This is a genomic window from Archangium minus (genome assembly GCF_044360475.1).
GTDB classification, from domain to species: Bacteria; Myxococcota; Myxococcia; order Myxococcales; family Myxococcaceae; genus Archangium; species Archangium minus.
Window position 1 is genome coordinate 10710420 of sequence record NZ_CP043494.1, and the last position, 25290, is coordinate 10735709.

General features: G+C 68.1%; 24 protein-coding genes. 19 read left to right on the forward strand and 5 right to left on the reverse strand.

Annotation, left to right across the window (positions count from 1 at the left end; translation table 11 throughout):
- Position 1: 1 nt before the first annotated feature.
- The 14 genes from F0U60_RS43875 to F0U60_RS43940 all read left to right on the forward strand — a co-directional run bounded on the left by F0U60_RS43875 (position 2) and on the right by F0U60_RS43940 (position 11735).
- Positions 2 to 556, forward strand: a complete 555-nt coding sequence (locus tag F0U60_RS43875) for a DUF3341 domain-containing protein (RefSeq protein ID WP_395809188.1) — start codon at positions 2 to 4, stop codon at positions 554 to 556.
- Positions 553 to 1113, forward strand: coding sequence for a c-type cytochrome (locus F0U60_RS43880; protein WP_395809190.1), 561 nt, complete (start codon positions 553 to 555; stop codon positions 1111 to 1113). The genes F0U60_RS43875 and F0U60_RS43880 overlap by 4 nt, the downstream gene beginning before the upstream one ends.
- Positions 1110 to 2321 (forward strand): hypothetical protein, encoded by a 1212-nt coding sequence (locus tag F0U60_RS43885; protein ID WP_395809192.1) that lies wholly within the window; start codon positions 1110 to 1112, stop codon positions 2319 to 2321. The genes F0U60_RS43880 and F0U60_RS43885 overlap by 4 nt, the downstream gene beginning before the upstream one ends.
- The gene (locus F0U60_RS43890) at positions 2318 to 2800 is read left to right on the forward strand and encodes a hypothetical protein (protein ID WP_395809194.1); all 483 of its coding nucleotides are present in this window, start codon (positions 2318 to 2320) and stop codon (positions 2798 to 2800) included. The genes F0U60_RS43885 and F0U60_RS43890 overlap by 4 nt, the downstream gene beginning before the upstream one ends.
- Before the next feature lie 24 nt (positions 2801 to 2824).
- Positions 2825 to 3694, forward strand: a complete 870-nt coding sequence (locus F0U60_RS43895; RefSeq protein ID WP_395809196.1) for an SCO family protein — start codon at positions 2825 to 2827, stop codon at positions 3692 to 3694.
- A complete protein-coding gene (gene coxB / locus F0U60_RS43900; protein WP_395809198.1) occupies positions 3691 to 4740 on the forward strand; it encodes a cytochrome c oxidase subunit II in 1050 nt (349 codons plus the stop codon). Before F0U60_RS43895 ends, coxB begins: the two co-directional genes overlap by 4 nt.
- A complete protein-coding gene (locus F0U60_RS43905) occupies positions 4724 to 6397 on the forward strand; it encodes a cbb3-type cytochrome c oxidase subunit I (RefSeq protein ID WP_395809200.1) in 1674 nt (557 codons plus the stop codon). The genes coxB and F0U60_RS43905 overlap by 17 nt, the downstream gene beginning before the upstream one ends.
- Positions 6387 to 7055, forward strand: a complete 669-nt coding sequence (locus tag F0U60_RS43910; protein WP_395809202.1) for a cytochrome c oxidase subunit 3 family protein — start codon at positions 6387 to 6389, stop codon at positions 7053 to 7055. The genes F0U60_RS43905 and F0U60_RS43910 overlap by 11 nt, the downstream gene beginning before the upstream one ends.
- A 15-nt stretch (positions 7056 to 7070) precedes the next feature.
- On the forward strand, positions 7071 to 7493 hold the full coding sequence (locus F0U60_RS43915) for a cytochrome C oxidase subunit IV family protein (RefSeq protein ID WP_395809204.1): 423 nt from the start codon (positions 7071 to 7073) through the stop codon (positions 7491 to 7493).
- Between the two features lie 108 nt (positions 7494 to 7601).
- Positions 7602 to 8288: a hypothetical protein gene (locus tag F0U60_RS43920; protein WP_395809206.1), complete on the forward strand. Its 687-nt coding sequence runs from the start codon at positions 7602 to 7604 to the stop codon at positions 8286 to 8288.
- 35 nt (positions 8289 to 8323) lie between these two features.
- Positions 8324 to 9277, forward strand: a complete 954-nt coding sequence (locus F0U60_RS43925) for a GNAT family N-acetyltransferase (RefSeq protein ID WP_395809208.1) — start codon at positions 8324 to 8326, stop codon at positions 9275 to 9277.
- 20 nt (positions 9278 to 9297) lie between these two features.
- Positions 9298 to 10437, forward strand: coding sequence for a hypothetical protein (locus F0U60_RS43930; protein ID WP_395809210.1), 1140 nt, complete (start codon positions 9298 to 9300; stop codon positions 10435 to 10437).
- 6 nt (positions 10438 to 10443) lie between these two features.
- On the forward strand, positions 10444 to 10734 hold the full coding sequence (locus tag F0U60_RS43935) for a YkgJ family cysteine cluster protein (protein WP_395809212.1): 291 nt from the start codon (positions 10444 to 10446) through the stop codon (positions 10732 to 10734).
- Between the two features lie 14 nt (positions 10735 to 10748).
- Positions 10749 to 11735 (forward strand): YheT family hydrolase, encoded by a 987-nt coding sequence (locus F0U60_RS43940; protein WP_395809214.1) that lies wholly within the window; start codon positions 10749 to 10751, stop codon positions 11733 to 11735.
- Positions 11736 to 12161: 426 nt separating this feature from the next.
- Here the strand turns inward: F0U60_RS43940 and F0U60_RS43945 are convergent, their stop codons facing one another.
- Entirely contained in the window at positions 12162 to 12569 is a 408-nt protein-coding gene (locus F0U60_RS43945; RefSeq protein ID WP_395809216.1) for a DNA-binding response regulator, read from the reverse strand.
- Positions 12570 to 12915: 346 nt separating this feature from the next.
- Here F0U60_RS43945 and F0U60_RS43950 point away from each other — a divergent pair, with 346 nt between their 5' ends.
- Both F0U60_RS43950 and F0U60_RS43955 read left to right on the forward strand, forming a co-directional pair.
- A complete protein-coding gene (locus tag F0U60_RS43950) occupies positions 12916 to 14301 on the forward strand; it encodes a DEAD/DEAH box helicase (protein WP_395809218.1) in 1386 nt (461 codons plus the stop codon).
- Positions 14295 to 15479: a DUF790 family protein gene (locus F0U60_RS43955; protein WP_395809220.1), complete on the forward strand. Its 1185-nt coding sequence runs from the start codon at positions 14295 to 14297 to the stop codon at positions 15477 to 15479. Before F0U60_RS43950 ends, F0U60_RS43955 begins: the two co-directional genes overlap by 7 nt.
- A 14-nt stretch (positions 15480 to 15493) precedes the next feature.
- On the opposite strand, the gene F0U60_RS43960 is transcribed toward F0U60_RS43955, so the two are convergent.
- Positions 15494 to 15865 (reverse strand): helix-turn-helix transcriptional regulator, encoded by a 372-nt coding sequence (locus F0U60_RS43960; RefSeq protein WP_203407706.1) that lies wholly within the window; start codon positions 15863 to 15865, stop codon positions 15494 to 15496.
- Positions 15866 to 15990: 125 nt separating this feature from the next.
- Here F0U60_RS43960 and F0U60_RS43965 point away from each other — a divergent pair, with 125 nt between their 5' ends.
- Positions 15991 to 16362 carry a two-component system response regulator gene (locus tag F0U60_RS43965; RefSeq protein ID WP_395809223.1) on the forward strand — a complete coding sequence of 124 codons (372 nt, stop codon included), beginning with the start codon at positions 15991 to 15993 and terminating at the stop codon, positions 16360 to 16362.
- 15 nt (positions 16363 to 16377) lie between these two features.
- Here the strand turns inward: F0U60_RS43965 and F0U60_RS43970 are convergent, their stop codons facing one another.
- Both F0U60_RS43970 and F0U60_RS43975 read right to left on the reverse strand, forming a co-directional pair.
- A complete protein-coding gene (locus tag F0U60_RS43970) occupies positions 16378 to 16605 on the reverse strand; it encodes an MbtH family protein (RefSeq protein ID WP_395809225.1) in 228 nt (75 codons plus the stop codon).
- A gap of 191 nt (positions 16606 to 16796) precedes the next feature.
- On the reverse strand, positions 16797 to 20015 hold the full coding sequence (locus tag F0U60_RS43975) for an AAA family ATPase (RefSeq protein ID WP_395809227.1): 3219 nt from the start codon (positions 20013 to 20015) through the stop codon (positions 16797 to 16799).
- 125 nt (positions 20016 to 20140) lie between these two features.
- Here F0U60_RS43975 and F0U60_RS43980 point away from each other — a divergent pair, with 125 nt between their 5' ends.
- Entirely contained in the window at positions 20141 to 20965 is an 825-nt protein-coding gene (locus F0U60_RS43980; RefSeq protein WP_395809229.1) for a metallophosphoesterase family protein, read from the forward strand.
- Positions 20966 to 21041: 76 nt separating this feature from the next.
- The gene (locus F0U60_RS43985; RefSeq protein WP_395809231.1) at positions 21042 to 23366 is read left to right on the forward strand and encodes a YfhO family protein; all 2325 of its coding nucleotides are present in this window, start codon (positions 21042 to 21044) and stop codon (positions 23364 to 23366) included.
- Between the two features lie 185 nt (positions 23367 to 23551).
- On the opposite strand, the gene F0U60_RS43990 is transcribed toward F0U60_RS43985, so the two are convergent.
- Positions 23552 to 25165, reverse strand: coding sequence for a glucan 1,4-alpha-maltotetraohydrolase domain-containing protein (locus tag F0U60_RS43990; protein ID WP_395809233.1), 1614 nt, complete (start codon positions 25163 to 25165; stop codon positions 23552 to 23554).
- Positions 25166 to 25290 lie beyond the last annotated feature (125 nt).

Below are 25290 nucleotides of genomic sequence, written 5' to 3' on the forward strand. Positions count from 1 at the left end.
CATGTCCGCCGAGATCAAGGTTCTGGATAGCTGGGTGCTCGCCGAGTTCGCCACCCCCGAGGCCCTGGTGGATGCCACCCGGCAGATGCGGGAGAAGGGCTACGAAGGCATGGACACCTATTCGCCCTACCCGCTGCACGGCGGGTCCGAGGCGCTGGGCCTGCCGCCTTCCCGCGTGCCCTTCATCGCCCTGGGTGGCGCGCTGACGGGTATCGTCACGGCGCTCGCCTTCCAGACGTACATGAACACCATCGACTACCCCCTCAACGTGGGTGGTCGTCCGACGCTGAGCTTGCCGGCCTGGGTGCCCATCACCTTCGAGCTCGCGGTGCTGCTCACGGCGTTCGGCATCTTCTTCGGTCTGCTGGGGCTCAGCCGTCTGCCCCAGCCGTACCACCCGGTCTTCGAGAGCGAGGAGTTCCGCAGCGCGTCCACGCACGGCTACTGGCTGAGCGTGCCCACCGCGATGACGACCGTGAAGGCCGACGACATCAAGAACCAGCTCACGACACTGGGCGCGACCCACGTGACCGTTGTCTCGGGAGAGAAGGAATGAGGTGGCTCATCCCCGCGGCCGGGCTCGCCCTGGCCGGTTGCACCGTCCCGTCCGAGTTCCTCCAGCGAATGGAGGCTCAAGCCAAGTACGAGTACTACGAGACGAGCGAGTTCTGGGCGGATGGCAAGGCCATGCGCACCCCGCCCGAGGGCACTGTCCCGCGCGAGCGCCCGGTGGGCAACCCCGGCCTCACCACGGGCCGGGTCAACGGCACGCTCGTGTCCACCATCCCGCTCGAGCTCAACCGCGAGGTGCTCGAGGTGGGACAGAAGAAGTACAACATCGTCTGCTCGCAGTGCCACGGCCAGCTCGGTGACGGCAACAGCGTGGTGGCGGAGAACATGGCCCTGCGCCTGCCTCCGTCGCTGCTGGAGATCGCCAACAAGCCGGACGGGCACGTCTTCGTCGCCATGACCGAGGGCTACGGCGTGATGCCGTCCTTCGCTGGCGAGCTCAACATCCAGGAGCGGTGGGCCGTCGTGGCCTACGTCCGTGCGCTGCAGCGCGCCCGCAACACGCAAGCGGGTGGCCAGCCTCTTCCGCAGGAGAACCGATGATTGCCGTGGACCGTTTCAACGGCGGCTCCAAGGTGATGACGCTGGCTGGGGCCATCGGCGTCATCGGCCTGGTGCTGACCATCGTGGGCTTCGTCACCGCACCCCAGGCGACGATGTTCAGCTACCTGCTCGCCTTCTGCTACTGGCTGGGCATCTCGGTGGCCTCCATCATCATGGTGGCCATCTTCCACACGGCCAAGGCCAAGTGGATCACCATCCTGCGCCGCAGCATGGAGACCATGGGCGCCAGCGTGGTGGTGTTCGTCATCCTGCTGCTGCCCATCCTCTTCGGGGCCAAGCACATCTTCCCCTGGGTGGACCCGGCGGCCTGGCAGTTCCCCGGCACCGACGGCGTGAAGTTCACCGAGGTGGAGCTGCACCACCTGCACCACAAGCACCCGTACCTGAACCTGACCTTCTTCTACATCCGTCAGGCCATCTACTTCGGGGTGTGGATCTTCGTGGCGTGGCGGCTGCGCGCCTGGAGCACCGAGCAGGACAACACCGGCGCGCTGGAGCTCACCGTCAAGCAGCGGCGCTTCTCCCCCGGTTCGCTCCCGTTCCTTGCGCTGACCATTACTTTTGCTGGTTTCGACTGGCTGATGACGCTCACGCCGCTCTGGCAGTCCACCATCTTCGGCGTCTATTACTTCGCCGGTAGCTTCCTGGCGGCGTTCTGCGTGCTGACGATCGCCACGGTGAACGCGCAGGGCAAGGATGGGTACGGCACCTTGGTGACGACGGCGCACTACCACAACCTGGGTAAGCTCATGCTGGCCTTCACGGCCTTCTGGGCCTACATCGCCTTCTCCCAGTTCCTCCTCATCTGGATTGCCAACATCCCGGAGGAGGCCGGCTGGTTCAAGCTGCGCCTCGAGGGTGGCTGGAAGCCGATGTCCATCTCGCTCTTCGTGATGGGCTTCGTGGTGCCCTTCTTCACCCTGCTCTCGCGCAACCTGAAGCTCAAGCCGCGGCTGCTCGCGGTGGTGGCCGTGTACCTGCTGGTGATGCACGCGGTGGACATGTACTGGCTCATCTGGCCGGCGTTCTCGCCCCAGGGCCCGTCGTTCCACTGGACGATCATCACCGCCTTCGCGGGTGTGGGTGGCCTGGCCGTGGCCGGAGCGATCTGGCAGGCCCGGGGCCGCTACACGCTGCCCGTGAAGGATCCCTACATCTCTGAGTCGCTGAGGTACGTGCAGCCATGAAGAAGACCGAGTCGGAGCTCGAGTCGCGCGTCATCCGTGGCGCGCATGGCGTGGCCGCCGAGGAGGACCACATCCTCACTGGGAAGATCGTCCAGGTGGGTGTGGGCGCCATCATCATCTTCATCGTCGGTGGAATCTGGGCCTGGCGGCTCCAAGTGGCGACGACGCGTGCGTTCGCCCCTGAGGGTGCCGCCGAGATTCCGGCCCTCATCACGCCGGACAAGGACCACAAGACGGCCTATGAGATCGGCATCGTGAACCAGCGGATGTTCCAGCAGGACACGCACGCCGAGGAGAAGATCAGCGCCCAGCAGAAGGCCCTGCAGAACGGCTGGGCGGACAATCCCGGTGTGGTGGCCCGGCCCACCATCAACCAGGCGATGGATCAGGTCATCGCCGAGCAGGCGGCCGCGAAGCAGCAGGCTCCGGCCCCTACCCCCACCCCTTCGCCGCAGCAACCGGCGCCCCCGAGCCCGTAGTTCGCGGCATAGAAGAGAAGCACGATGTACACCCCCTCCTCTTCCATCCATTTGCGCGCCGGGATGGCGGCGCTGCTCCTGGCGCTCGGCGCCGGGATGCCGGCGTACGCCCTCCCGGGCGGTGGGAAGGTCCCCAAGAGCATCGTCGACGCCCAGTCTGACACCCCGCCGCAGGTGCGCGGGGTGGACGTCGAGGAGCACCTTGGGGAGCTGACCCCGCTCGAGGCGCAGTTCACTGACGCCTTCGGCAAGCCCGTGCGCCTGCGCGACGTGCTGCCGCGGACCCGTCCGGTGCTGCTGACGCTCGTGTATTACAACTGCCCCCTGCTCTGTAACCTCGTCATCAACGAGCAGATCCGCACCATGCGCGAGCTGGGGCTGGAGCTCGGTAAGGACTACGAGGCGGTCACGGTGAGCATCGACCCGCAGGACACGCCTGCGCAGAGCCTCGAGCGGCGGCGGCGGCACCTTCAGTCCATGGGCCAGCCGGAGACGGCTCCCTGGCACTTCCTCACGGGTACTGAGGAGAACATTCGCCAGTTGGCGGACGCGGTGGGCTTCAAGTACGCGTATGACGCGGACACGAAGCAGTACGTCCACCCGGCGGTGGTGCACGTGCTCACCCCTGAAGGCGCCATTTCGCGCTATCTGTACGGCACGTCCTTCCGTCCTCAGGACATGAAGCTGGCCCTGCTGGAAGCGGCCGGTGGCCGCGTGGGCACCAGCATCGATCGCATCGTCCTTACCTGCTTCAAGTATGACACCGCCACCCGGCGGTACGGCTTCTACATCTTTGGATTCCTCCGGATAGGCTCGCTCATGGTCTTCGGCGCGCTCGCGACCATGCTCGCCTACTACTGGAGGCGTGAGCTGAAGAAAGGCGCAGCAGCATGAACGAGTTGCTGAACAAAATCCTGTTCCTCCCGGAGCAGGCGTCGACCTTCGCGGAGCGGGTGGACAACCTGCACTACTTCGTCGTCGCCGTGACGATGTTGAGTTCGCTCGTCGTGGGTACGGCGGCGGTCTTCTTTTTCTTCCGCTACCGTCGACGCAAGCCGAACCAGACGACTGAGTACGTTGTCCCGTCCGTGAAGACGGAGTTCCTCTTCGTCTCACTGCCGCTGATCTTCTTCCTCACCTGGTTCGTCATCGGCTTCCGGGACTTCGTGTTCGTCTCCACTCCGCCCAAGGACGCGATGGACGTCTACGTCATGGGCAAGCAGTGGATGTGGAAGTTCTCCTACCCGGAGGGCCCCAACGGGGTGAACGTGCTGCACGTGCCGGCCAACCGCCCGGTGCGTCTGCTCATCACCTCGCGTGACGTCATCCACTCCTTCTTCGTGCCGGCCTTCCGCATCAAGATGGACGCGGTGCCGGGCCGCTACACGCAGACCTGGTTCGAGGCCACCAAGCCTGGCACGTACCAGATCCTCTGCACCGAGTACTGCGGCCTCTCCCACTCGAAGATGCTGGGTGAGGTGGTGGTGCTCTCGCCCGAGGCCTGGGACGAGTGGGTGAAGGAGCAGCGTCGGGGCAGCCTGCAGAACCGTCAGGACGCGCTGGCGGACCTGAGCCTGGCGCCGCACCCCGCCCGCATGGCGGAGCAGGGCCAGAAGGTGGCCGCCGAGGTCGGCTGCTTCAAGTGCCACACCGTCAATGGTGAGCCGCACATCGGGCCCACCTTCCTGGGCATGTACGGCCGTACGGAGACGCTGGACAACGGCCAGAACATCCGCGTGGACGAGGCGTGGATCACCCAGTCCATGATGGATCCGGGCGCCCACCTGGTGGCAGGCTTCCCCAACGTCATGCCCACCTTCCAGGGCAAGCTGACGGGGCCCCAGACGGCGGCCATCGTCGAGTACATCAAGACCTTGCGCACTCCGGACATCCGCACCGGCGCTTCCTCTCAAGGACCTGTCTATGAGCCCATCCAGTAGCATCGCAGCCGAGCCGGGCGCCGTGCCCGCGCCGGATGAGCATCACGAGCACCACCCGAGCTACCTCACCGATGGCACCACGGTTAAGTCGTGGCTGCTCACGCTGGATCACAAGCGCATCGGCGTGATGTACCTCATCTGGGTCCTGCTCTTCTTCCTCGTTGGCGGCATCTACGCCCTGATTGTCCGCCTGGAGCTGCTGACTCCGGGTCCGACCATCATCGACGCGATGACGTACAACCGCGCCTTCACCATGCACGGCGTGGTGATGATCTTCCTGTTCATGATCCCGGCCATCCCGGGCGCCTTCGGCAACTTCATGCTGCCGCTGATGCTGGGTGCCAAGGACGTGGCCTTCCCCAAGCTGAACCTGACCTCGCTCTACCTGCTGCTGGGCGGCGCGGCCATCGCCATCTGGGGAATGATCAACGGCGGAATGGATACGGGCTGGACGTTCTACACCCCGTACAGCACGCACACGACGACGACGGTGGCGCCCATCCTCTTCGGCGCGTTCATCATCGGCTTCAGCTCCATCGCCACGGGTCTGAACTTCATCGTCACCACCCACACCATGCGGGCGCCGGGCATCACCTGGTTCAAGCTGCCGCTGTTCGTGTGGGCCATGTACGCCACGGCGTGCATCCAGGTGCTGGCCACGCCGGTGCTCGGCCTGGTGCTGCTCCTGGTGGTGGGTGAGCACCTGTTCCACTTCGGCATCTTCGACCCGGCCCTCGGCGGGGACCCGGTGCTCTTCCAGCACCTGTTCTGGTTCTACTCGCACCCGGCCGTGTACATCATGGTGCTGCCGGCCTTCGGCGTGATGAGCGAGGTCGTGGCCGCCTTCAGCCGCAAGAACATCTTCGGCTACCGCGCGGTGGCGTTCTCGTCCCTGGGCATCGCCTTCGTGGGCTTCTTCGCCTGGGGCCACCACATGTTCGTGTCCGGCCAGTCCACGTTCAACGCGGGCGTGTTCGCCGTGCTGACGATGCTGGTGGGCGTGTTCACCGCCATCAAGGTGTTCAACTGGGTGGGCACCGTCTACAAGGGCGCGGTCGACTTCAAGACGCCGTTCGCCTACTTCTGCGGCTTCCTGTACTTCACCGTGTTCGGCGGCATGACGGGTGTGGCGTTCGCCACGTCGTCGCTGGATGTGCCCTGGCACGACACCTACTTCGTGGTGGCGCACTTCCACTTCATCATGGTGGGCGCGACCATCATGGCCTTCATGGCCGCCATCCACTACTGGTTCCCGAAGATGTTCGGGAAGATGTACCACGAGGGGTGGGGCCTGGTGTCCGCGGCGCTCATCATCCTGGGCTTCAACGCGACGTTCATCCCGCAGTTCCTCCTGGGCAACGCGGGCATGCCGCGCCGCTACTACGAGTACCCGGAGCGCTTCCAGACGCTGAACGTGGCCTCGACCGCGGGCGCGTCGCTGCTGGCCTTCGGCTTCCTCATCAGCGCCATCTACCTGACGTACGCGCTGGTGTACGGCCGCCGCGCCGCCTCCAACCCGTGGCGCAGCCGTGGCTACGAGTGGCTGACGGAGTCTCCGCCTCCGACCCACAACTTCGTGGGTCCGCAGCCTACCTACTCCGAGGAGCCCCACTTCTACGTGGATCCCAAGAAGGCCGAGGTGCCCGATGCAGTCTAGTTCCGCCGTTGCCGGTACGGCCGGCGCTCCTCCGGTGCCGCAGGTGGCGGCGCACTTCGCCTCGCTCGAAGTGCAGAACCACGCGGCCCGGCTTGGAATGTGGCTGTTCCTGGCCACTGAAATCCTGCTCTTCGCGGGTCTGTTCGTCTGCTACGCGTGCTACCGCTTCCTCTTCCCGGATGCGTTCGCCGCGGCCAGCCGCGAGCTGGACCTGGTCATGGGCACCATCAACACCCTGGTGCTCATCACCTCGTCGTTCACCGCCGCCATGGCGGTGCACTACGCGAAGGAGGGGCAGAACAAGAAGGTGGTGACGATGTTCGTGCTCACCATCCTCATGGCGGCCGGCTTCCTCGTCATCAAGTACTTCGAGTACGCCCACAAGATTCACGTGGGGCAGCTGCCTGGTCCTCACTACCACTACGAGGGCATCCAGCTGCCGGGCGTGTCCATGTACTTCACCATCTACTTCCTCTCCACGGGCCTGCACGCCTTCCACGTCATCGTCGGTATGATCGTGCTGGCGTGGGTGACCACCAAGGCGATGAGGAACGAGTTCAGCTACCGCAACTACACCGCGGTGGAGCTGGGCAGCATGTACTGGCACCTCGTCGACCTGGTGTGGATCTTCCTCTTCCCCATGCTGTACCTCGTTTAAGGGAGCCCCTCGCACATGTCCGCGATGGCCAATGAGTCGATGAAGGAAGACCACGAGATGCGTGGGGAGCACCACTCCGGACCGGGGATGTACATCCTGGTCTGGGGAGCGCTGATGGTGCTCACCGTGGTCACGGTGCTCACCGGTCGCATGCATCTGCCGACCTGGGGTCTGGCGCTCGCGCTGGTGATTGCCAGCGTGAAGGGTGGATTGGTGGCGCTGTATTTCATGCACCTCTCCGAGCACAAGGGCGCCAACCGGCTGGTGTTCGCCACGTCCATGCTGTTCGTGGTGCTGCTGCTGCTCTTCACCCTGTTCGATCTGGGCACGCGCTTCCGCCCTGCCCTGCCCTCCAACTCCACGCCGCAGGTCTGGCCCGTGGAGGTCGGTCAGGGGCGCTACGGCGGAATGCTGAAGTCGCCCGACACCACCCCGTAGTTGGCGCATCTCTCCGAGATGTTGCTCACGCGGCACCGCGGGTCACTCCCCGGTGCCGCGTTTCATTTGCGGGCAAGGGAGCCCAGGTGACGTCGTAGGCTCGAAGCCATGACCGCCGCCCGCCTCGTACCGCCGAGTCTCGTGCTGCTGTTGCTGCTGCTCGCCGCGCCGGCCTCGGCCCAGCGGGTCACCGTCCCCGTGGACGTGGGCGTGGGTCCCGCCGCCTTCTTCTTCTTCGGTCCCGTGTTTCGGGATCAGCCCCTCCACACCGGACTCAAGCTGTCCACGGAGGTGGTGCTCGACCGAGAGTGGCTGCGGCGCAACCAGCGCCTCATCCCCCGGAAGTACCGCGCCCAGGCCAACCGCCTCGACGAGTTCCGCTTCACCCCAGGCATCGTGTCCCTGCTCGTCCCGGACTCGCTCATCATCTCCCCCAAGCTGCGCGACACCGGCATCTACGGCGCGACATGGCGGCCACTCGGCATCGGGCTGCCCCTGAGCTCCAGCCCGACGCGCTTCTCGCTCGGGGCCGGCCTGGTGCTCACCTACGCGTACCTGTACTCGGACAGGCTGCCCACCACTCACTTCCTGCGGCCCGGCCTCAGCATCGATGCGGACCTTGAGCTTGGGATCAGCCGCACCTTCCTCGTCAGCCTCGGGTGGAGCTCGACCTTCTACATCCCCCAGCGACTCGGCACCTTCACCGGCGTCACCCCGCTCGACGACTCCATCTTCCACGTCGGGCAGGCGTACCTGCAGCTCCACTTCCGCTTCCCGTACACCACCAGGCTGTGACGCCTCGAGGAGAGCTCGGGGACAGAGAGCAGACCATGCACCTCGTTGAAGCCACCGACGAACAGAAGGTCCAGCGTGACGTGCTCACGTACTCGGAGTGGGGCAAGCTCCTCACCCTCGAGGAGTATCTCTCCCGGGAGCAACGCCTGCGCACCCATCCCTGGGCTCGCTCGGACATGCGCACCTGGCTGCTGTGCGACACGGACGGCAGCGTGCTCGCCTCCTGTGAAACGTTCCGCACCCACAGCTTCCTGCGCACGCCCACGGGTCCCCTCGTCCCGGGCGACAGCTTCGCCATCGCCAGCGTCTTCACCGAGGAGCGCCTGCGTGGCCGTGGGTACGCCACTCAGTTGATGGACCTGCTCGCCGCCAGGCTCGAGCGCCAACCCCGCGCCCATGCCGCGCTCCTCTTCTCCGACGTGGGCCCCCGCATCTACGCGCGCTCGGGTTACCAGGAGCTTCCCGCCTGGAACTGGCACCTGTCCCCCATCCCCGGCGATCCCAACGAGCGCGTGAACCTGCTCCCCCCCGAGGACGACATCGGTCGGGCCCTCGAGCGTCTGCGCTACCCCGACAGCCCCTTCTTCTTCTGGCCCACGCCGGCTCAGCTCGACTGGCACCTCGAGCGCGGGCGCATCTACGTCGAGAAGCTCGGCTGCACCCTCCCCTCCTCTCTTGGCGCCACCACGGGAGCGTCCACCATCCTCTGGGGACTCGCGAGCCGCAACGCCGAGCTGCTGGTGTTGATGCTCGACGCACGCTCCCCCGACGAGGCCCACGCGCTGCTCGGCGCGGCCCGGCGCGAGGCACACCGCTCGGGCCTCTCCCGCGTGGTGCTCTGGGAGGAGCCCACCCACGCCCCGCTCCTTTCCAGCCTGGAGGGCGCAACCCGCGTGGCCCGCGATGGCTCTCTGCCCATGGTACGCCCCCTCCGCCCGGACCTGCCCCTCGCCCCCCTGCTCCCCGTGCCTCGTGGGCTCTGGGTGTGAGAACCCGCTAGGATGCGCCCATGGCCAAGCGCACCCGCATCATCGAGGGCACCTGGAACTGCACCTCCTGTGATGCCCGGGACATCCTCGCGAGGCACCGCAACTGCCCCCACTGCAACAACCCGCGCGAGGAGACGGGCCAGGAGTCCGAGTTCGATTTCGGCGGGGTCGATGCCGCCTCCGGTAGGGCCCTGCGCGAAGGCGTCACTGATGAGAAGGCCCGCTCCGCTGCCGCCGCGGGGGTGGACTGGTTCTGTGACTACTGCGGCGCCTCCAACCGCGGAGACGCGCCCCTCTGCCGCCACTGCCGAGCCCAGCGCTCCGACACCTCGCGCACCCTCACCGAGGACGCTGAGCCCTCCCACGTCCCTCCCCCGCCACCTCCTGCCCCTCGGGGTGCCGGACGCAAGTGGCTCCTCGTAGGCCTCAGTCTCCTCGCGTGCTTCGGCACCTGCATGTATTGGGGCTCGCGCAGTCACGAGCTCACGGGCCACGTCACCTCCACCGCGTGGACACGCACCGTGCACCGGGAGAGCTTCCAGCGGGTGAGGCGTGAAGGCTGGCGCGACGAGCTGCGCATGACCTCGCCCCGCATGCCCGTGAATGGTCAGGGCGAGGTGGCCGGCGTGGAGAACATCCGCGACTGCATCACCCGCCAGCGCGGCACCCGCCAGGTGGCCGACGGTACCGAGCGCGTGTGCGAGACGAAGACGCACCGGGTGCAATGCGGCACCGAGGAGAAGTGCACGCGCAAGAAGCTGGGCAACGGCTACATGCAGGAGGAGTGCGACGACGTCCCCAAGTACTGCAAGGAGTCCTATGAGGACTGCCGCAACCGCACGCGCTACCGCACGGAGCCCGTCTACGACTTGAGCTGCACCTACGACACCTACGCCTGGACGCAGGTGGAGCGCCGTGAGGAGTCCGGCCGCGACAGTGCCCCTCGCTGGCCCGAGCTCCGCACAGGCCCTGTCGACCGGTTGCGCCGCGAGGAGAAGTACGTCGTCCACATCGGCTACACGGATGATGGCCAGAAGGAGCACCAGCTCGAGCCCAGGAGCGAGGCGGAGTTCCTCTCCTGGAAGAAGGGCCAGGCCGTCCCCCTCCAGGTCAACAACTTCGGTTCCGTGAACGTCCTCGCCGGCGACGTCACACGCTAGCTGCCCATGGAATGCACCCGCTGCGGCGCCTGCTGCGTGGCGCCAGACATCGCCGCTCTCGACAAGCCCCTCGGCTTGCGCTGCCCCCACCTCACCGCGGACAACCTCTGCTCCGTGTACGACCGGCGCCCGCAAGTCTGCCGCGACTACCAGGCCGATGCCGTCTGCCGCCTCATCGAGGCCCCCACGCTCGAGGAGCGCGTACGCAAGTACCTCGACCTCTTCGGACTGTCGGACGAGGCCGAGTCCGTCCGCCAGAGCGGTTGTTCCTCCATGCGCAAGGCCCGCCCCGGGTGATATCCCCCCCGCCCGTGTCCTTCCTACCCACCGAGCCCTTCGCCCCCGCGCGTGGCCTCGCCTCGCCCCACGCGCAGACCATCTACGCCTCGCTCGTGCGCCCCACGCACGCGCCGCCCCTGAAGCGCGAGCGCTGGGAGCTGCCCGACGGGGACTTCGTCGATCTCGACTCCTTCGACGGTGCCCCGGGCGACCCTCACGTGGTGACCCTGCATGGACTGGAGGGCTCCTCGCGCGCGGGCTACGTCACCGCCATCCTCCGCGGCGCCGCCGAGCTCGGCTGGGGTGCCACCGCCATCAATTTCCGCTCCTGTAGCGGCGAACCCAACCGGCTCGCCCGCTCCTACCACTCGGGGGACATCGCCGATGCGCTCTCCGTGATGACGCACCTGCGCGAGCGCCTCACCGGCCCGCTCTACGCGGTGGGCTTCTCGCTCGGCGCCAACGTGCTGCTGCGGCTGGTGGAGGAGACGGGAGACGTCTCGCCCGTGGACGCCGCCGCGGCCGTGAGCGCCCCCTATGACCTGGGCGCCTGCGCGGACGCGCTCGATGGGCCCGGCCCCTTCCAGCGCCTCTACCGCGAGCGCTTCCTGCGCACCCTCAAGCACAAGGCGCGCGAGAAGCTCCGCCGCTTCCCCGGCGCCTTCGACGGCTCCGCCATGGAGCGTGCGCGCTCCATCCGCGGCTTCGACGACGCCGTCACCGCCCCGCTCCACGGCTTCCGCGACGCCGCCCACTACTACGCGGAGTCCTCCTCGGGCCCACGCCTCCACGCCATCCGCCGCCCCACCCTGCTGCTGAGCGCCAAGGACGACCCGATGATTCCCGACTCCACCCACCCTCGGGACGTGTCCGCCAACCCCCACCTGCACCTCGTCGTCACCAAGCAAGGTGGCCACGTCGGCTTCGTCGCGGGCAGCGCCTTCTCTCCGTCTTTCTGGGGCGAGGCCCAAGTGCTGGCCTTCTTCTCCGCCCGCAATGCGAAAGCCCGACCGGTGTGACCCGGCCGGGCTCCACACAGGGCGCCCCCTCGCCCTTCCCCCACCTTCCTCGCGACGGGCGGCCCATCCGCCCCCAACCCCATCACCGCCGCCCCGTCGCGAGGCCCCCCACGGCACCGCCCACCCCAACCCCACCAACCCCGTCCAGCAGCACCGCCCCGTCCTGCGCACTGATGCATCAGCACGTGCCGTGCCGAAGCCTCGGCCCGCACTGGCTCCTCGTGATTCCAAGGAGTTGAGGAATCTCTCCGTCCGTGGCGCGGGACCGCGACTCCCGGGGCCCGGAAAAAACTCCCGGCCCTCTCGCGGGACATGGAAAAGCGCAGCGGGCAGGTGGGAAGAACCTTCCCTACTCGCGCGACAACCCCGCCCCTGCCTGGCCTCAACCCGCCGAGTGGCAGGGCAAGCAACCAGGCCCGACGAAGCTCAGGCCTCGCCCGTTGGAGGACGAAGCACGCGCAACAGGTGCTGGGCAAGCAGGTCCCGCGTGGCCCGCTGCAGCTCGCTGAGGAGCAGGTGGAGCCCCTCGGCCGAGCCGTCGCGCACGTCGCGCACACGCTCCTCGCTGCCATCGAAGACGCGCAGGCGCCCAGGGACCAGGGTGATCAGCGGCTGGCGCGGGTGACGCCGCTTCAGCAACCCCAGCAACAACGGGTGGTCCTCATCCGGCCGGCGCGCGTCCACCACGACCAGGGCCGGCTCATCCTCGGCGATGGAATCAAGCGCCTCGTCCGCATCCGCCATGGCGATGACGGACAGGTCCGGCTCCGCCAGGAGACGCGAGATCAGCTCTCGGGAGGGACGATGCGGGCTGAGGATGACGATGCGGCGCATAAGAGGATGAGGAAGGGTAGACGCTTCGGGACGCGAAGAGGAGGCCCCCACCCCATCCGGAGGAGGGTCCGTAGAGGGAAATACCAGGGACGGAGACCGCTCGGAGTGCCCACCTGGCAAGCCAGCGGTTGAGCCCTCCCCCGGGTCCGTGAGCTTCAGGTCGAGACGGGTAGGTACCCGAATGTCGACTTTTGAGCGACAATCTCCGCTCCGCCCCGTAAAGAAAGCACCCCCCGCAGGAAACCTCCCTGGGCACCCTGGCGGACGGACGGAAGATGACCTCGAAAGTCATGCCCAGGTGTTCGTGCGAAGATACGCAGAATCCCTCTGAACCCCCTCCTGACCGATGGTGACTGAGCTCCACTTCGACTGCGGAACCCTGGTAGCGCCCTCGCTACCCGAAGATGGAGCTCTGCGCGCCCTCTTCCAGCGGGACACGCGCACCGGGGTGTACCGCGCCGCGGCCCGGCACTACCGGCAGGTGGTGCTGCGGTTGCGCGAGCTGGGCCTCGCCTACGAGGACCGGGCGAAGCGCTTCGAGCCGCTGGAGGTGGAGCTGGCCACCCCTATCGAGCCCTTCCCCCACCAGAAGGCCGCGCTGGAGGCGTGGAACCGCGCGGGCGGACAGGGCCTGGTGGAGCTCCCCACGGGCGCGGGCAAGACGCTGCTGGCGGTGCTGGCCATCGCCCGAGTGAAGCGGCCGACCCTCGTGGTTGTCCCCACGTTGGACTTGATGACGCAGTGGCAGGGGGTGCTGTCGCGGCACCTCGGCATGCCGGTGGGGATGCTGGGGGGTGGGGTGAGTGACCGGCAACCGCTGACGGTGACGACGTACGACTCGGCGGCGATGCAGACGGAGTTTCACGGCAACCGCTTCGGCTTCCTCATCTGCGACGAGTGCCACCACCTGCCAGCGCCCAGCTACCGCTTCATCGCCGAGGGCTCGCTGGCGCCGTACCGGCTGGGCCTCACCGCTACGCTGGAGCGCACGGACGGGGGCGAGCGCGTCTGTGAGGAGCTGCTGGGGCCGCTGGTGCACCGCACGGACATCCGCGAGCTGCAGGGGCGCTACCTGGCCCCGTACGAGGTGCGCCACATCGAGGTGCCACTCACCCCCGAGGAGCAGGCGCGGCACGACGAGGCGCGGGCGCGCTACCTGAGCTTCATCCGCCAGCGGGGCATCCGCTTCGACGTGCCGGAGGGCTGGGCGCGCTTCCTCGCGGAGAGCCAGCGCACGGACGAGGGACGCGCGGCCTACCGGGGCTACCGAGAGCAGCGCCGCATCGCCCTCACCTCGAGCGCGAAGCTGGACGTGCTCTGGCGCATCCTCCTGGAGCACCGGGAGGACCGGGTCATTGTCTTCACCGACGACAACGAGACGGTGTACACGCTGGCGCGGCGGCTGCTGCTGCCGGCGCTGACGCACCACACCCCCGTGCCCGAGCGCAAGGCCCTGCTCGCCGCCTTCGCCAGCGGAGAGCTGCCGGTGCTGCTCACCTCGCGCGTGCTCAACGAGGGCGTGGACGTGCCGGAAGCGCGGGTGGGCGTGGTGCTCAGCGGCAGTGGCAGCGTGCGCGAGCACGTGCAGCGGCTGGGACGAATCCTGCGCCAGCGCCCGGGCAAGCGCGCCCTCCTGTACGAGGTGTGCTCGGCCCAGACGGCCGAGGCGTCCATCAGCGAGCGGAGGCGCCAGCACCGGGCCTACCAGGAAGAGGGGGGCGAGGCATGCTGACGCGCGAGCTGCTCCTCTTCCGCGTGCGCGACGGGAAGCTGCGCCCCTCCTTCGTGAAGCGGGAAGACGCGGGGCTGTTGGCCCTCGCGAGCGAGCTCATCGCCGAGGTGGAGGCGGGGCGCGAGCGCACGCGGGACGAGGTGGAGGAGACGCTGGGGCTGCGCGCCGGCGCGCACGCTCGGCCCAAGGTGGCGCGGGGGCTGGTGAAGCTGCTGGTGGACCGGATGCTCTTCGAGGAGCCCGCGGAGGGCATCTCCGAGGCCCGTGCAACAGCCTTCCGAGAAGCGGCTCGGGTGCTGCGTGCCCTGCCCCCAAACGCCACCGTGGAGACCTACGAGGCCCGCTTGGCGGAGGCCTTCCCCCGCCCGCTGCCCGAGCTGCGCGAGGCCCTGTATGCCGACCTTCCAGGTCACCGACGGCTGCTGGGCTGGGAGGCCCTGTCCGCCTCGGAGCTGCTGGATCGCTACAACCTGGCGCTGGCCCAGGGGCCCTTATTCGACGCACGGCGGCTGACGCTGCGGGCACGGGCGCCGGAGCTGCTGCGGGTGCGCAAGGTGCTGCGCTGGTTGAAGTTCTGCCGCCTGGTGGCCGAGGTGCGGCGTGACGGCGAGGACTGGGTGCTGGAGGTGGAGGGCCCGGGAGCCATGCTGGCGCTGCAGAAGAAGTACGGCCTGCAGCTGGCGAGCTTCCTGTCGGTAGTGCCGGTGCTGGAGCGGTGGCAGCTCACGGCCGCCATCGAGAGCCCCCGGCGCCGAGTGACGCTGGTACTGGACGAGAAGGATCCCCTGGTGTCACCCCACACAAGCGCGCTGGGGCACATCCCCCCCGAGGTGGCCACGCTGGCCGAGGGCTTCGACGACGCGGACTGGGAGCTGGACCTGCTACCTCTGCCGCGCCACACAGGCGCCTCCGGGTTGTGCGTACCGGACCTGACCTTCCGTCACAAAAAGACGGGAAGGGAGGTCGCCCTGGAGCTGTTCCATGCGTGGCATGCGGGCCCGCTGACGCGGCGACTGGAGGAGCTGCGCTCGCGTCCAGATGCGGGACTGCTGCTGGGAGTGGATCGGGCGCTCGCGAAGGACACCCAGGAGCGCGCGCGGTTGGAGGCACACCCACAGGTGGTGCTCTTCCATGGATTCCCATCGGCGAAGAGGCTGCGCGCGAGGCTCTCACCGTGAGACAGACACCCTCCCTACCCGTTCTTCTGTCCCAGGTGCGCGGCCACGAGGCTCAGCACCCGGAGCGAATTGCGATCCAACTGGCGAGCCCGCCGCAGCAGACGGCGCAGCTCCGCGGGCTCACTGGCCTCAGGCGGTGGGGGCGGAGGCGTCCACGGCGCGGGACTCTCGGAGGACAGGCCCAGGGCCTCGTCCGCGGACAGGGCGAGCACGGCACACAGCTTGCGGAAGGTAGGGACGCTCGGAAGCATGTTGCCTCGCTCCAGGCGCCCGTATACCTCCGTGGCGATGCCGATCCGCTCCGCCACGTCTTCCTGTGTGAGGTTGAGGCGCTGCCGGGCTGCGCGCGCGCACTCTCCCAGCCTCGTTGCGAGCTTTTTTGCCATTGTCCCGGGACCCGAGTGGTTCACCGGTGGCAATATGACTCGGGAGGTTGGTTTCCCAGGACGACTGGGGTAGTATGTCCGTCCGAGGACCCGTCACGTTACATGCGGAGTCCTGGAGGTCCCGGATGAGCGCGGACACCAAGCCCTCCTACCTCTTCGTCGACGAGGATCCGCTGCAACTCTCCGCGCTGAGGAGGCTGTTGAGGGATCTGCCCGGAACCAAGCGCATGGCGACGAGCGGAGAAGAGGCCCTGCTGATGGCGGAAGCGGAACCGCCCTCGGTCGTCGTCGCCGCGTACATCCTTCCGGGTATGGACGGGCTGTCGCTGCTGGCGGCCCTGCGGGCCCGCACCCCGGGACTGCTCTGTGGCCTGCACACCACGCAGCTGCCGGCCAGGGACATCATTCCGCCAGATGTCACCGTGCTGCTCAAGCCCTGCCCGCCCGAGCGGCTGCGCGCCTTCCTGATGTCGGGCACGCTCCCTCCGCCGAAGTGAGCCCGGCCCGGGCTCTCACGAGCCCTTCTTCGCCGCCTCCTCCATCTTCTTGCGAAGGCTGAGCGGACGCATGTCCGTCCAGACCTCCTTGATGTAGTCGAGGCACTCGGCCTTGGTGCCTTCCTTGCCGGCGTCCTTCCAGCCCAGGGCATTCTCGCGGTCCGCCGGCCAGATGGAGTACTGCTCCTCGTGGTTGACCACGACCTTGTACTTCTGCGTGTCCTCGGTGTCCTGGTTGCTCATGTTTCCCATTTCACCTGCCCACGCACCGCGGGTCAATGTGGACATTGCGGGTGCGGACGCGCAGCGGTGGCCCGACCTCGCAGGTCGGCTTGGAACCGCGGAGGGTGTTCCGCGGGCAGGACCTGGCAGGTCCTAAGTGAGCAGGAGCAGACCTCCACCTGGGAGGGCGGATTCCGGCCCTCCGGGCGGACTCAGCGTACGCCCCGCGTGAGCGCCCGCGCGTATTCGGCGGCCACCCGCGTGAAGCGCGCCCCCGCGAGCCCGCTCACGTACTGGCGCACCATGGCCCGCGTGGCCCCCACGTAGAAGAGCGCGCGGCGAGTCCGCTCCAGCTCGCGCTCCGTGCGCCCCGGTCGTCCCTCCATCCACGCCATGTCGTCCAGCGCGTCCACGCCACAGAGGAACACCACCGGGCTCTCGTGCCCCTTGCACGAGAAGGCCGTTGTCACCCGGATGTAGTCCACCTTCCCCACGCTGAAGCCCGACACGTCCTGCCCACTCCGTCCCCCGAAGGCCACCGCCTGGAGGCCCTCGCGCTCCAGCGCCTCCGACAGCCGAGCCGGCCGTACCGGCGCCACCACCAGCACGTCCGAGGGAAGCACCCCTTCCTCCCGCATCAGCCGCTTCACCTCGCGCACCAGCCACGCCTCCTCCGCCTGGGGCGAGTCGAAGGCCCGTACCACCGGCACCACGCCCTCGCGCTCGGTGCACTGCAGCCGGTACAGCCCGTCCACCCCCGCCACCGGTGCTTCCAACAGGCCCTGCTCTCGCAGCTCGTGCGCCCGCATGAACTCGCGCATGCCCGGGTTGGGCACCCCGTGCCGCCCGAGGGGATCCAACACCACGTTGAAGGCCAGCTCGGACACCTGGCGCGTGGAGCGGAAGGCCTCGCGCAGCACACGCACCCGGCCGGTGAAGTCGAGCCCGTCCGGCAGCTCCTTGCGCAGGGCCTCCACCGCGCTGTGCCCGTACACGTTCTGCGAGTCATCCGCGAAGAGCAGGAACGCCTTGAGCGGAGGACCCTCGCCGCGCGGGAGCGGACGGGCCAGCGCGTACAGGTGCGCGAGCTCCGTGGCGCTCAGGTCCTGCGCCTCGTCCACGAAGACGGCATCGAAGCTCTCCGGGGCGAAGGAGCCCGTGCCCGTCATGTGCATGAGCGTCACCCGCTGTGTCATCAGCGGCGCGCGTTTGCCGAGCCGCTGCCGCAGGGCCGCCACCAGCAGGCGCGACAGCAGCGGTGTCAGCGCCTTGTTGAAGAAGGACACCAACACCCGAGCGTCCGGGTGCTCGGCGAGGTAGCGCGCCACCCAGTGCGCCAGCACGTACGTCTTCCCGCTGCCAGCCACGCCGCGCACCAGGTGGTGCCCCTCGTCGAAGCGCCGATCAAAGAGCGCCACCTGCTCCTGGGTGAAGAGCGGCCCCATGCTCCGCAGCGAGTCGATCTCCTGCCCCAGGGCCTCGGGCCGCCGCGCCACCCGCGCGCGCACGCCCGGCATCACCAGCAGGGGCTGCAGCGAGAAGCGAGGCTCCAGGCTCGGCGCAACGGGCGTCAGCAGCTCCAGCAGCTGCGCGGGAATGGCGGCCTCGGACTCGGCGCGCGAGGACAGGACGAAGAGGTACTCACGAGCGCGGCTGGCGGCCACGTTGAGCATGGGGGTGAGCTCGCTCGGGGCGAAGGGGCGCCCGGCGGCCACGGTGTCCACCACGACGACGTCGTACTCGGTGCCCTGCTGCCGGTGGATGGTGGAGGCCTGGAAGCGCGACTCGCTCCACCCCTTCTCCAGGGCCATCGTGCGCAGCAACGCCGCCTGGGCCCGGTACGGCGTCACCGCCAGCACCTTGAGACCCGCCTTCAACGCCGGCGCGGCGAGCGCCATCACCATCTCCGCGGAGAAGGGCCGCCGGTAGCCATGGCCCGAGTCGCCCCGCTCGTGGCAGACGCGGCGCGCGTCCCGAGTCGCCTCGTCCAGCACCACCCAGCAGGCACGCGCGGCCGGGTACACGTCCACCGTCTTCGGCTGCCGGGTGCGCGGGCCCTCGCCGTCCTCCAACAACCCCGCGTAGCTGAAGCGGCTCACCACGGAGCCGATTTGAGGGTGCATGCGGTGCTGCGTGCGCAGCAGCAGCACGTGCGAGGACTCCACCGCGGCCTTCGCGTCCTCCAGGTGCGTGAGCGGCGAGCTGCGCATCCACGTCTGCACCGGCCGCTCCGCACCCTCCAGTGCCCGGCTGACGGGGCCGATCTGCTTCGGGTCTCCTCCCAGCAACACCTTGCGCGCCAGCGGCGCCAACAGCCCCACGGCGGCGCGCGACACCATGCCCGCCTCGTCCACCACCAGCCGATCGAAGCGCTCGGCGCCCTCCAGCTCGGACACGAGCCGCAGCGCCCGGTGCACGGTGAGCACCATGAGGGTGGCGTGCCCCTCCCGGGCGACGAAGAGCGTCTCGTCCGTGAGGCCGTCGCGCACCTTGCGCAGCTCCGCCTTCACGGTGGCCAGCCGCGAGGGCGGTGCTCCCTCGAGGAACTCGCGGCGCACGCGCTCCTCCATGTATTCGACGCGCGCCGCCTGCTTCTGGTAGCGCGCGTCCTGGAGGACGGCGGGAAAGGCGTTCGTCAGCTCCGGGCCCACGCCGATGCCCCCGCGGAAGATGCGGCACGTGGTGTCCGGCGCGTGGAGGGCCCCTGCCTTGGACAGCATGCGGGCCACGCGCAGCGCGAGCGTGTCGGCGGCGCGGTTGGTGGGCGCCACCGCGAGGATGCGCTCCTTGGGGTTGCGCTGAATGGCCTGCGCGAGCAGCCGCGCCACCGTCTCCGTCTTGCCCGTACCCGGAGGCCCCCACAGGAGCGCCCAGGGCTTCTCCCAGAGGTCCTCGGGGCCGGGCGAGGGGCCCGCGCCATCGTCGGGGATGAGGCCTCGGACCCGCTCCAGTGCCTCACGGACCCGGGGCCCACGCGAGTCGTAGGCCCGCGAGGCCGAGAGGAGCGCCTCGGAGAAGTCATAGGGCTGGAAGGCCCACCGCTCCGCGGAGACCACCTCGGGCGGGATGTGGCTCAGCGAGCGCGTGGAGAGGAAGACCCGCCCCTGGGTGGCATCCACATGCACGATCTCCCCCACGAAGCGGCGCTCGTCCGGGAGGAAGCCGATGAGCTGCCCTCCGCCCCAGCTCGGGTCCGCCGCGGGCTGCGGAGTAAGGCCGAGCATCGACTCGTCCTCCAGCCGCACATCCTCGGCGCCCTTGAGCATCACCCACCGATACAGAGAGCGCTCACTCTCCAATGCCGACAGCAGATCCTCCGGCAACACCGAGCGCACGATGAGATCGGCGGGCTCGGCGGTGGGCGCCGGGGACTGCGGAGCCTGGGGAGCAGGCTTCCGGGCATGACGTGTCTGGGTGGACTCGTTCGTCATTCGGAAGGCCGGAGCGGAGGCGCCATGGTGCCCTGATGACGCGCGAAGGAAAAGCAGGAGGGCCCACGAGAAACGACGACGCGGGTCGGGAGTCCAGTAATGTGGACGGTCAACGTCCCCCCACCATGAAGCTCTACGCCCTCAGTGATCTCCACCTCCGCTACGAGCACAACCGGCAGGCGCTCGAGTCGCTCGCTCCCCACCCAGACGACTGGCTCATCGTGGCCGGGGACGTGGGCGAGACGCTGGAGCACATGGACTTCGCGTGGCGCACGCTGACGAAGCGCTTCCGCCAGGTCCTCTGGGTACCGGGCAACCATGAGCTGTGGACGCTGACGCGCGAGCAGCCCGCGCTCCGAGGCGAGGCCCGCTACCAGCAGCTTGTGGCCCAGTGCCGCTCGTACGGCGTGCTCACACCAGAAGACCCCTACCCGCGCTGGCCGGGCGAGGGCCCCCACCGCGTGCTGGTGCCGCTCTTCCTGCTCTACGACTACTCCTTCCGTCCGGACCACGTCCCCGCGGAGAAGGCCATCGAGTGGGCACTAGAGACGCACGTGCTGTGCACCGATGAGGCCGTGCTCCACCCGGACCCCTACCCCACCCGGTCCGCCTGGTGCGCGGCGCGCGTCGAGCAGGCACTCGCTCGCCTGGAGGCCCTGCCGCCGGACTGCTCCACCATCCTCATCAACCACTTCCCGCTGCGCTACGAGCACGTGCGCCTGCCGCGCATCCCCCGCTTCTCCATCTGGTGCGGCACGAAGAAGACGGAGGACTGGCACCTGCGCTTCCGAGCCGAAGTGGTGGTCTCCGGCCACCTGCACATGCCGGCCACGCTGTGGCGCGACGGGGTGCGCTTCGAGGAGGTGTCGCTCGGCTATCCCCAGCAGTGGACCTGGCGCGGCGACATCTCGCAGTGCCTCCGGGAGATATTGCCCGGAACGCCACGGTAGACCCAGGTCCACGCGCTCGCGGAGACCGCACGGGGCGGACGGGTCCCCTTTGCTTGGTGGTATACCCGGAGCGCTCATGGCCTCCCCCGCTCCCCGGCCACTGGCCCGCTTCGTCGCGCCTGGCCTGCTGCTGCTCGCGTCCCTTGCCCTCTTGGGTGGGGGACTGCTGCCCGGTCGCGCGTTCTTCTACCGCGACGTGCTGCACTACTACTGGCCCACGCAGGCCGCGCGCTTTGCGCTCGGGGGCCTGCCGCAGTGGAACCCGTTCCACCAGGGAGGGCTCCCCTTCCTCGCGGACATCCACGCTGGAGTGCTCTACCCGCCGAACCTGCTCTTCGGCGTCTTCTCCTTCCCCACGGCCTACGCGCTGCTGCTCGTGCTGCACCACTTCGTGGGCCAGCTTGGGCTGTTCGTGTTCTTGCGGCGCAAGGGACTCGAGGAGCTCCCTGCCCTCACGGGCACGCTCGCCTTCGGGCTCACCGGCTACATGGCCGGGCTGAGCAACTTCGGACCGCTCGCCTCGGGCTTGACCTGGACGCCGTGGCTGCTCGTCGGGCTCCAGTCCCAGCTCCTCCCCATGCGCAAGCTGGCGGTGCTCTCCATTCTCATTGCCACGCAGATCGTCTCGGGAGATCCCCAGTCCGCGCTCTACTCGGCGCTCGTGGCCGCGGTGTACGTGGCGTGGTTTCCAGAACGGAAGAACCAACTGGTGGCGCTCGCAGGGGCCGGTGCGCTCGGGCTGCTGATTGCCGGCGTGCAGGTGTTCCCCACCCTGGCGTTGTTGGCGGAGTCGACGCGCGGTGGGTCCACCGTCAGCTACCTGGCGAACTGGAACCTGCACCCGTTGCGGATGCTCGAGTTCGCCTTCCCCTACCCCTTCGGCGAGTACCTGGGCGTGCCGCAGTTCTGGGCCTGGTTCATGGTGAAGGGACCGGGCTCGATTCCCTTCGCCGTGAGCGTCTACTTGGGCGTCACGGTGCTCGTGCTCGCGGTGCTGGGAGCGAAGCGGGACCGGCTCACGGGCTTCGCGCTCTCTTTGTGCGCACTGGGACTGCTGCTGTCTCTGGGCGAACGCTCTCCGGTGTCCTTCCTGCTCGAGCACCCGCCGTTCCGGTTCTTCCGGTACCCGGAGAAGTACGTCATTTTGATCGTGCTCGGGTGCGCGGTGCTGGCCGCGTCCGGAGCGAGGGCCCTGGTCAACGGTCCCTCGAAGAAGCGGTTGATTCCCATCGCCGTGGCTGCCGCCTTCATGGTGGGCGCCCTGCTGTTCGCCGGGATCGCGCAGGAATCGGCCCAGGGGCTCTTCGCCTCCCTCCTGCAGGCGCCCAACCCCCAGGCGGCAATTGGACCCCTGGAGAACGCGGCGAGCTCAGTGGGGACCTCGCTGTTCTTCATGGCCACGATGGGGGTGCTCGTGGCGCTGGCGCTCAAGAAGCCCGGGAGCCGTACCGTGGCCCTGGGAGTGCTCGCGCTGGTGGCAGTGGACCTGCTTTGGACGGCGCGCAAGACGGTGTGGCTCGGGCCCGCGTCCCTCTACGACGAGCCCGCGCTCGCGGCACGGCTGAAGGAGCTGGCGGGCTCACCCCCGACGCGGTTGTTCCGCATGGACAAGCAGCTCAAGAGCTCGGCGCCTCCGAGTCGCAGTCCCGAGGGGCTCGTCAATCTGCGCGAGTGGGAGGCGGGAACGCTCAAGAGCAACCTCTCCGGTGTCTTCGGGCTCGAGGAGGTCAGCAGCTACGGCGCGGTGGAGCTGCAGCGCTGGAAGGCCTTGATGGAGGTGTTCGCGCAGCGGCCCCAGAAGGTGGCGGAGCTCTACGCGGGCTGCCTGCTGCTGACGTCCACCATGGTGGCGGGAGCCATTGGGCCGGGCGAACAACTCCTCGTGTCCGAGCCCTCGCTCAGACTCGCGGTGACGAAGCTGACCGAGTGCCCCCAACGCCTGCGCACGGTGACGCGGACCACCGCGGTGGCCGACATGAACGAGGCCCTCGCGCGCATGGCCTCCGGGAACGTCGACACGAAGCAGGAGGCCCTCGTGGAGGGCGGGACGACGAAGACCTACGGGCCCGCCGAAGTGGGCAACGTGGAGCTCGGGCCCAGGAGTGCGCGAGCGCGGGTGGTGGCTCCAGCGGGGGGAACCTTCCTCGTCTTCGCGACCAACACCTACCCAGGCTGGACAGCGACCGTGGACGGAAACGAGGTGGACGTGCGGGCCGTCAACGGCGCGCTCATGGGCCTCGAGGTACCGGAAGGCGCGCACCAGATCGAATTCACGTTCACGGACCCGGCCTTCCACTCGGGACTCCAGGCGACGCTCGCGGGCGTGCTGCTGCTCCTGCTTCTGCTGTTCGTCTCCAGGCGCGGCCCTGACACCCAAGAGGAAGCGCCTGCGCCGACGTAATGCGGAGCTCAGCGCGCGAGCAGCGGGCTCCAGGCTGAGGCGAGTCCGAGCCGGTGCGTTGCTCGGGAGAAGGCGATGGGCGGCGTACTGGTAACAACGTGGCCCGAGGCCGCGAATCCGTCACTCACCGGATTGCGGCACTCGAGCCATTCGGTTGGATGATGGGGGCAGAAAGACGGCGCGGCTCAGTGCTTGAAGCCGCCGTCGCTGCGCGTCGCGGAGCCGCCACAAGCCGGAGTGGTGAACTCACGGTTGCCGCTGGACGTGGCCTGATTGCTCTCCCAGACCGCGGTGGAACCATTCCACTTCACGTACTTGTACTGCGTGGCGGTGGAGGGCGGGAGCTGCGCCGTTCCGCTCCAGGTGGCGTTGGCACCCGTTCCCTGGATGGTCAGCTTGAAGCCGTTAGCCGGGGTCCAGCTCCCCAGCACCGTCTGATTGCCCACCACGTAGAGATCCTGCCCGAAGGAGGTGTTGGCGTTGTTGATGCTGAAGGACACCGGCACGGAGGTGCACCCACCATCACCGCCACCGGTCCCCGTCTTCTTCCACACCGCGTAGCCGCTCCCGGACGCGGCGAGCGTCCAGCCCGTGCCCGGGTTCCAGTCCGTGCTACCGATCTTCATCGCCGTGTTGCCATTGACGATGGCCGCGTACAGGCCGTTCTCGGCCCGCTGGATGGACACCGCCGACGTCGAGGTAATGCCCTGGGCCTTGCGCACGTCCATCAGCGCCTTGATGGCCGCCTTGAGGTTCCAGTCATAGATGTGCGGGTAGTACACCGAGGGGATGCCCGGGTGGGTGAGCACGTAGGCGTAGCCCTGCATCACCTTGTCGCAGGGCACCGGCCAGTGGCGCTGCCCAACGTTGCAGTTCTCACTGGGGCCCGTGTCGTGGTTGTCCACGAACGTCACCATCTTCTGTGCCCACCAGCCGATACCACCCGCCGGCTTGCTCGAGCCGTCCCTGAGCCGGCCGTACTCGTTGTAGGACAGCGCCTGATTGAGCAGGCCCTTGGTCGTGAAGTCGAACACGCCACACGTCCCGCCCGTCCCGTCGATGTAGTTGATCAGCTGCTGCCGGTGGGCATCCACGTTGCTGTAGTTGAGGTCGGTCCACACCTCGCCCACGCAGAAGTCCGGCGCCATGGCGTCGTGGTAGACCTTCGCGTAGCTGGGGGCATAGCCCTTGGAGTAGTCGTAGCGGATGCCGCTGAAGCCCACGCCCTTGAGCCGGCTGCTCAGCCAGCTCTTCAGGTCCCCCTGCACCACCGAGTTGCTGTGATCCAGGTCGCGCGCGGCGCCGTAGCCGTCGCCGGAGTCCGCGGCGCCGGTGCCCTGGCCCCACTCATCGTTGGACGTCACGGCATAGCTGCCCCAGCTCGGGTTGGTGAAGTCCGCCCAGTTGGAAGTGCCGACGCGGTGGTTGATGACGACATCCGCGACGACATTCACCCCACTGTTGGAGAAGGCGTTGATGGCGTTCTTCAGATCCGTCTCACTGCCGTAGCTCGAGTTGAGCACGTTGAGCTGCCGAGGCAGGTAGCCTTCCTTGGACGCCGCGTCGCTCGGGGGCGGGAACCACACATGGGTGAAGCCCATGGACCCCAGGTCCGACGCCTTGCTGGACAGCACGCCGTACCAGTTCGGACTGGTGGCGTTGGCGGAGTTCCAGTGAAAGCCCTGCACGAGGATGGCACTGCTGGCCTGGGCCTGCTGGGTGGCGGCCTGGGCAGTTCCCGCCTGCGCCAGCATCGCGAGGCCCGCGGCCGAGACAAGACAAGGGATGAACCGACTCATTGCTTCTTCTCCTAGGGGTAAGTTTTACTGCTAAAGCATGGTTTCCAGAGAAAATGTGACCGTCAATTCTTTTTCGCTAGGAATTTGTTACTGAAAATTACTGATTTACAGATTCATTTGTACGC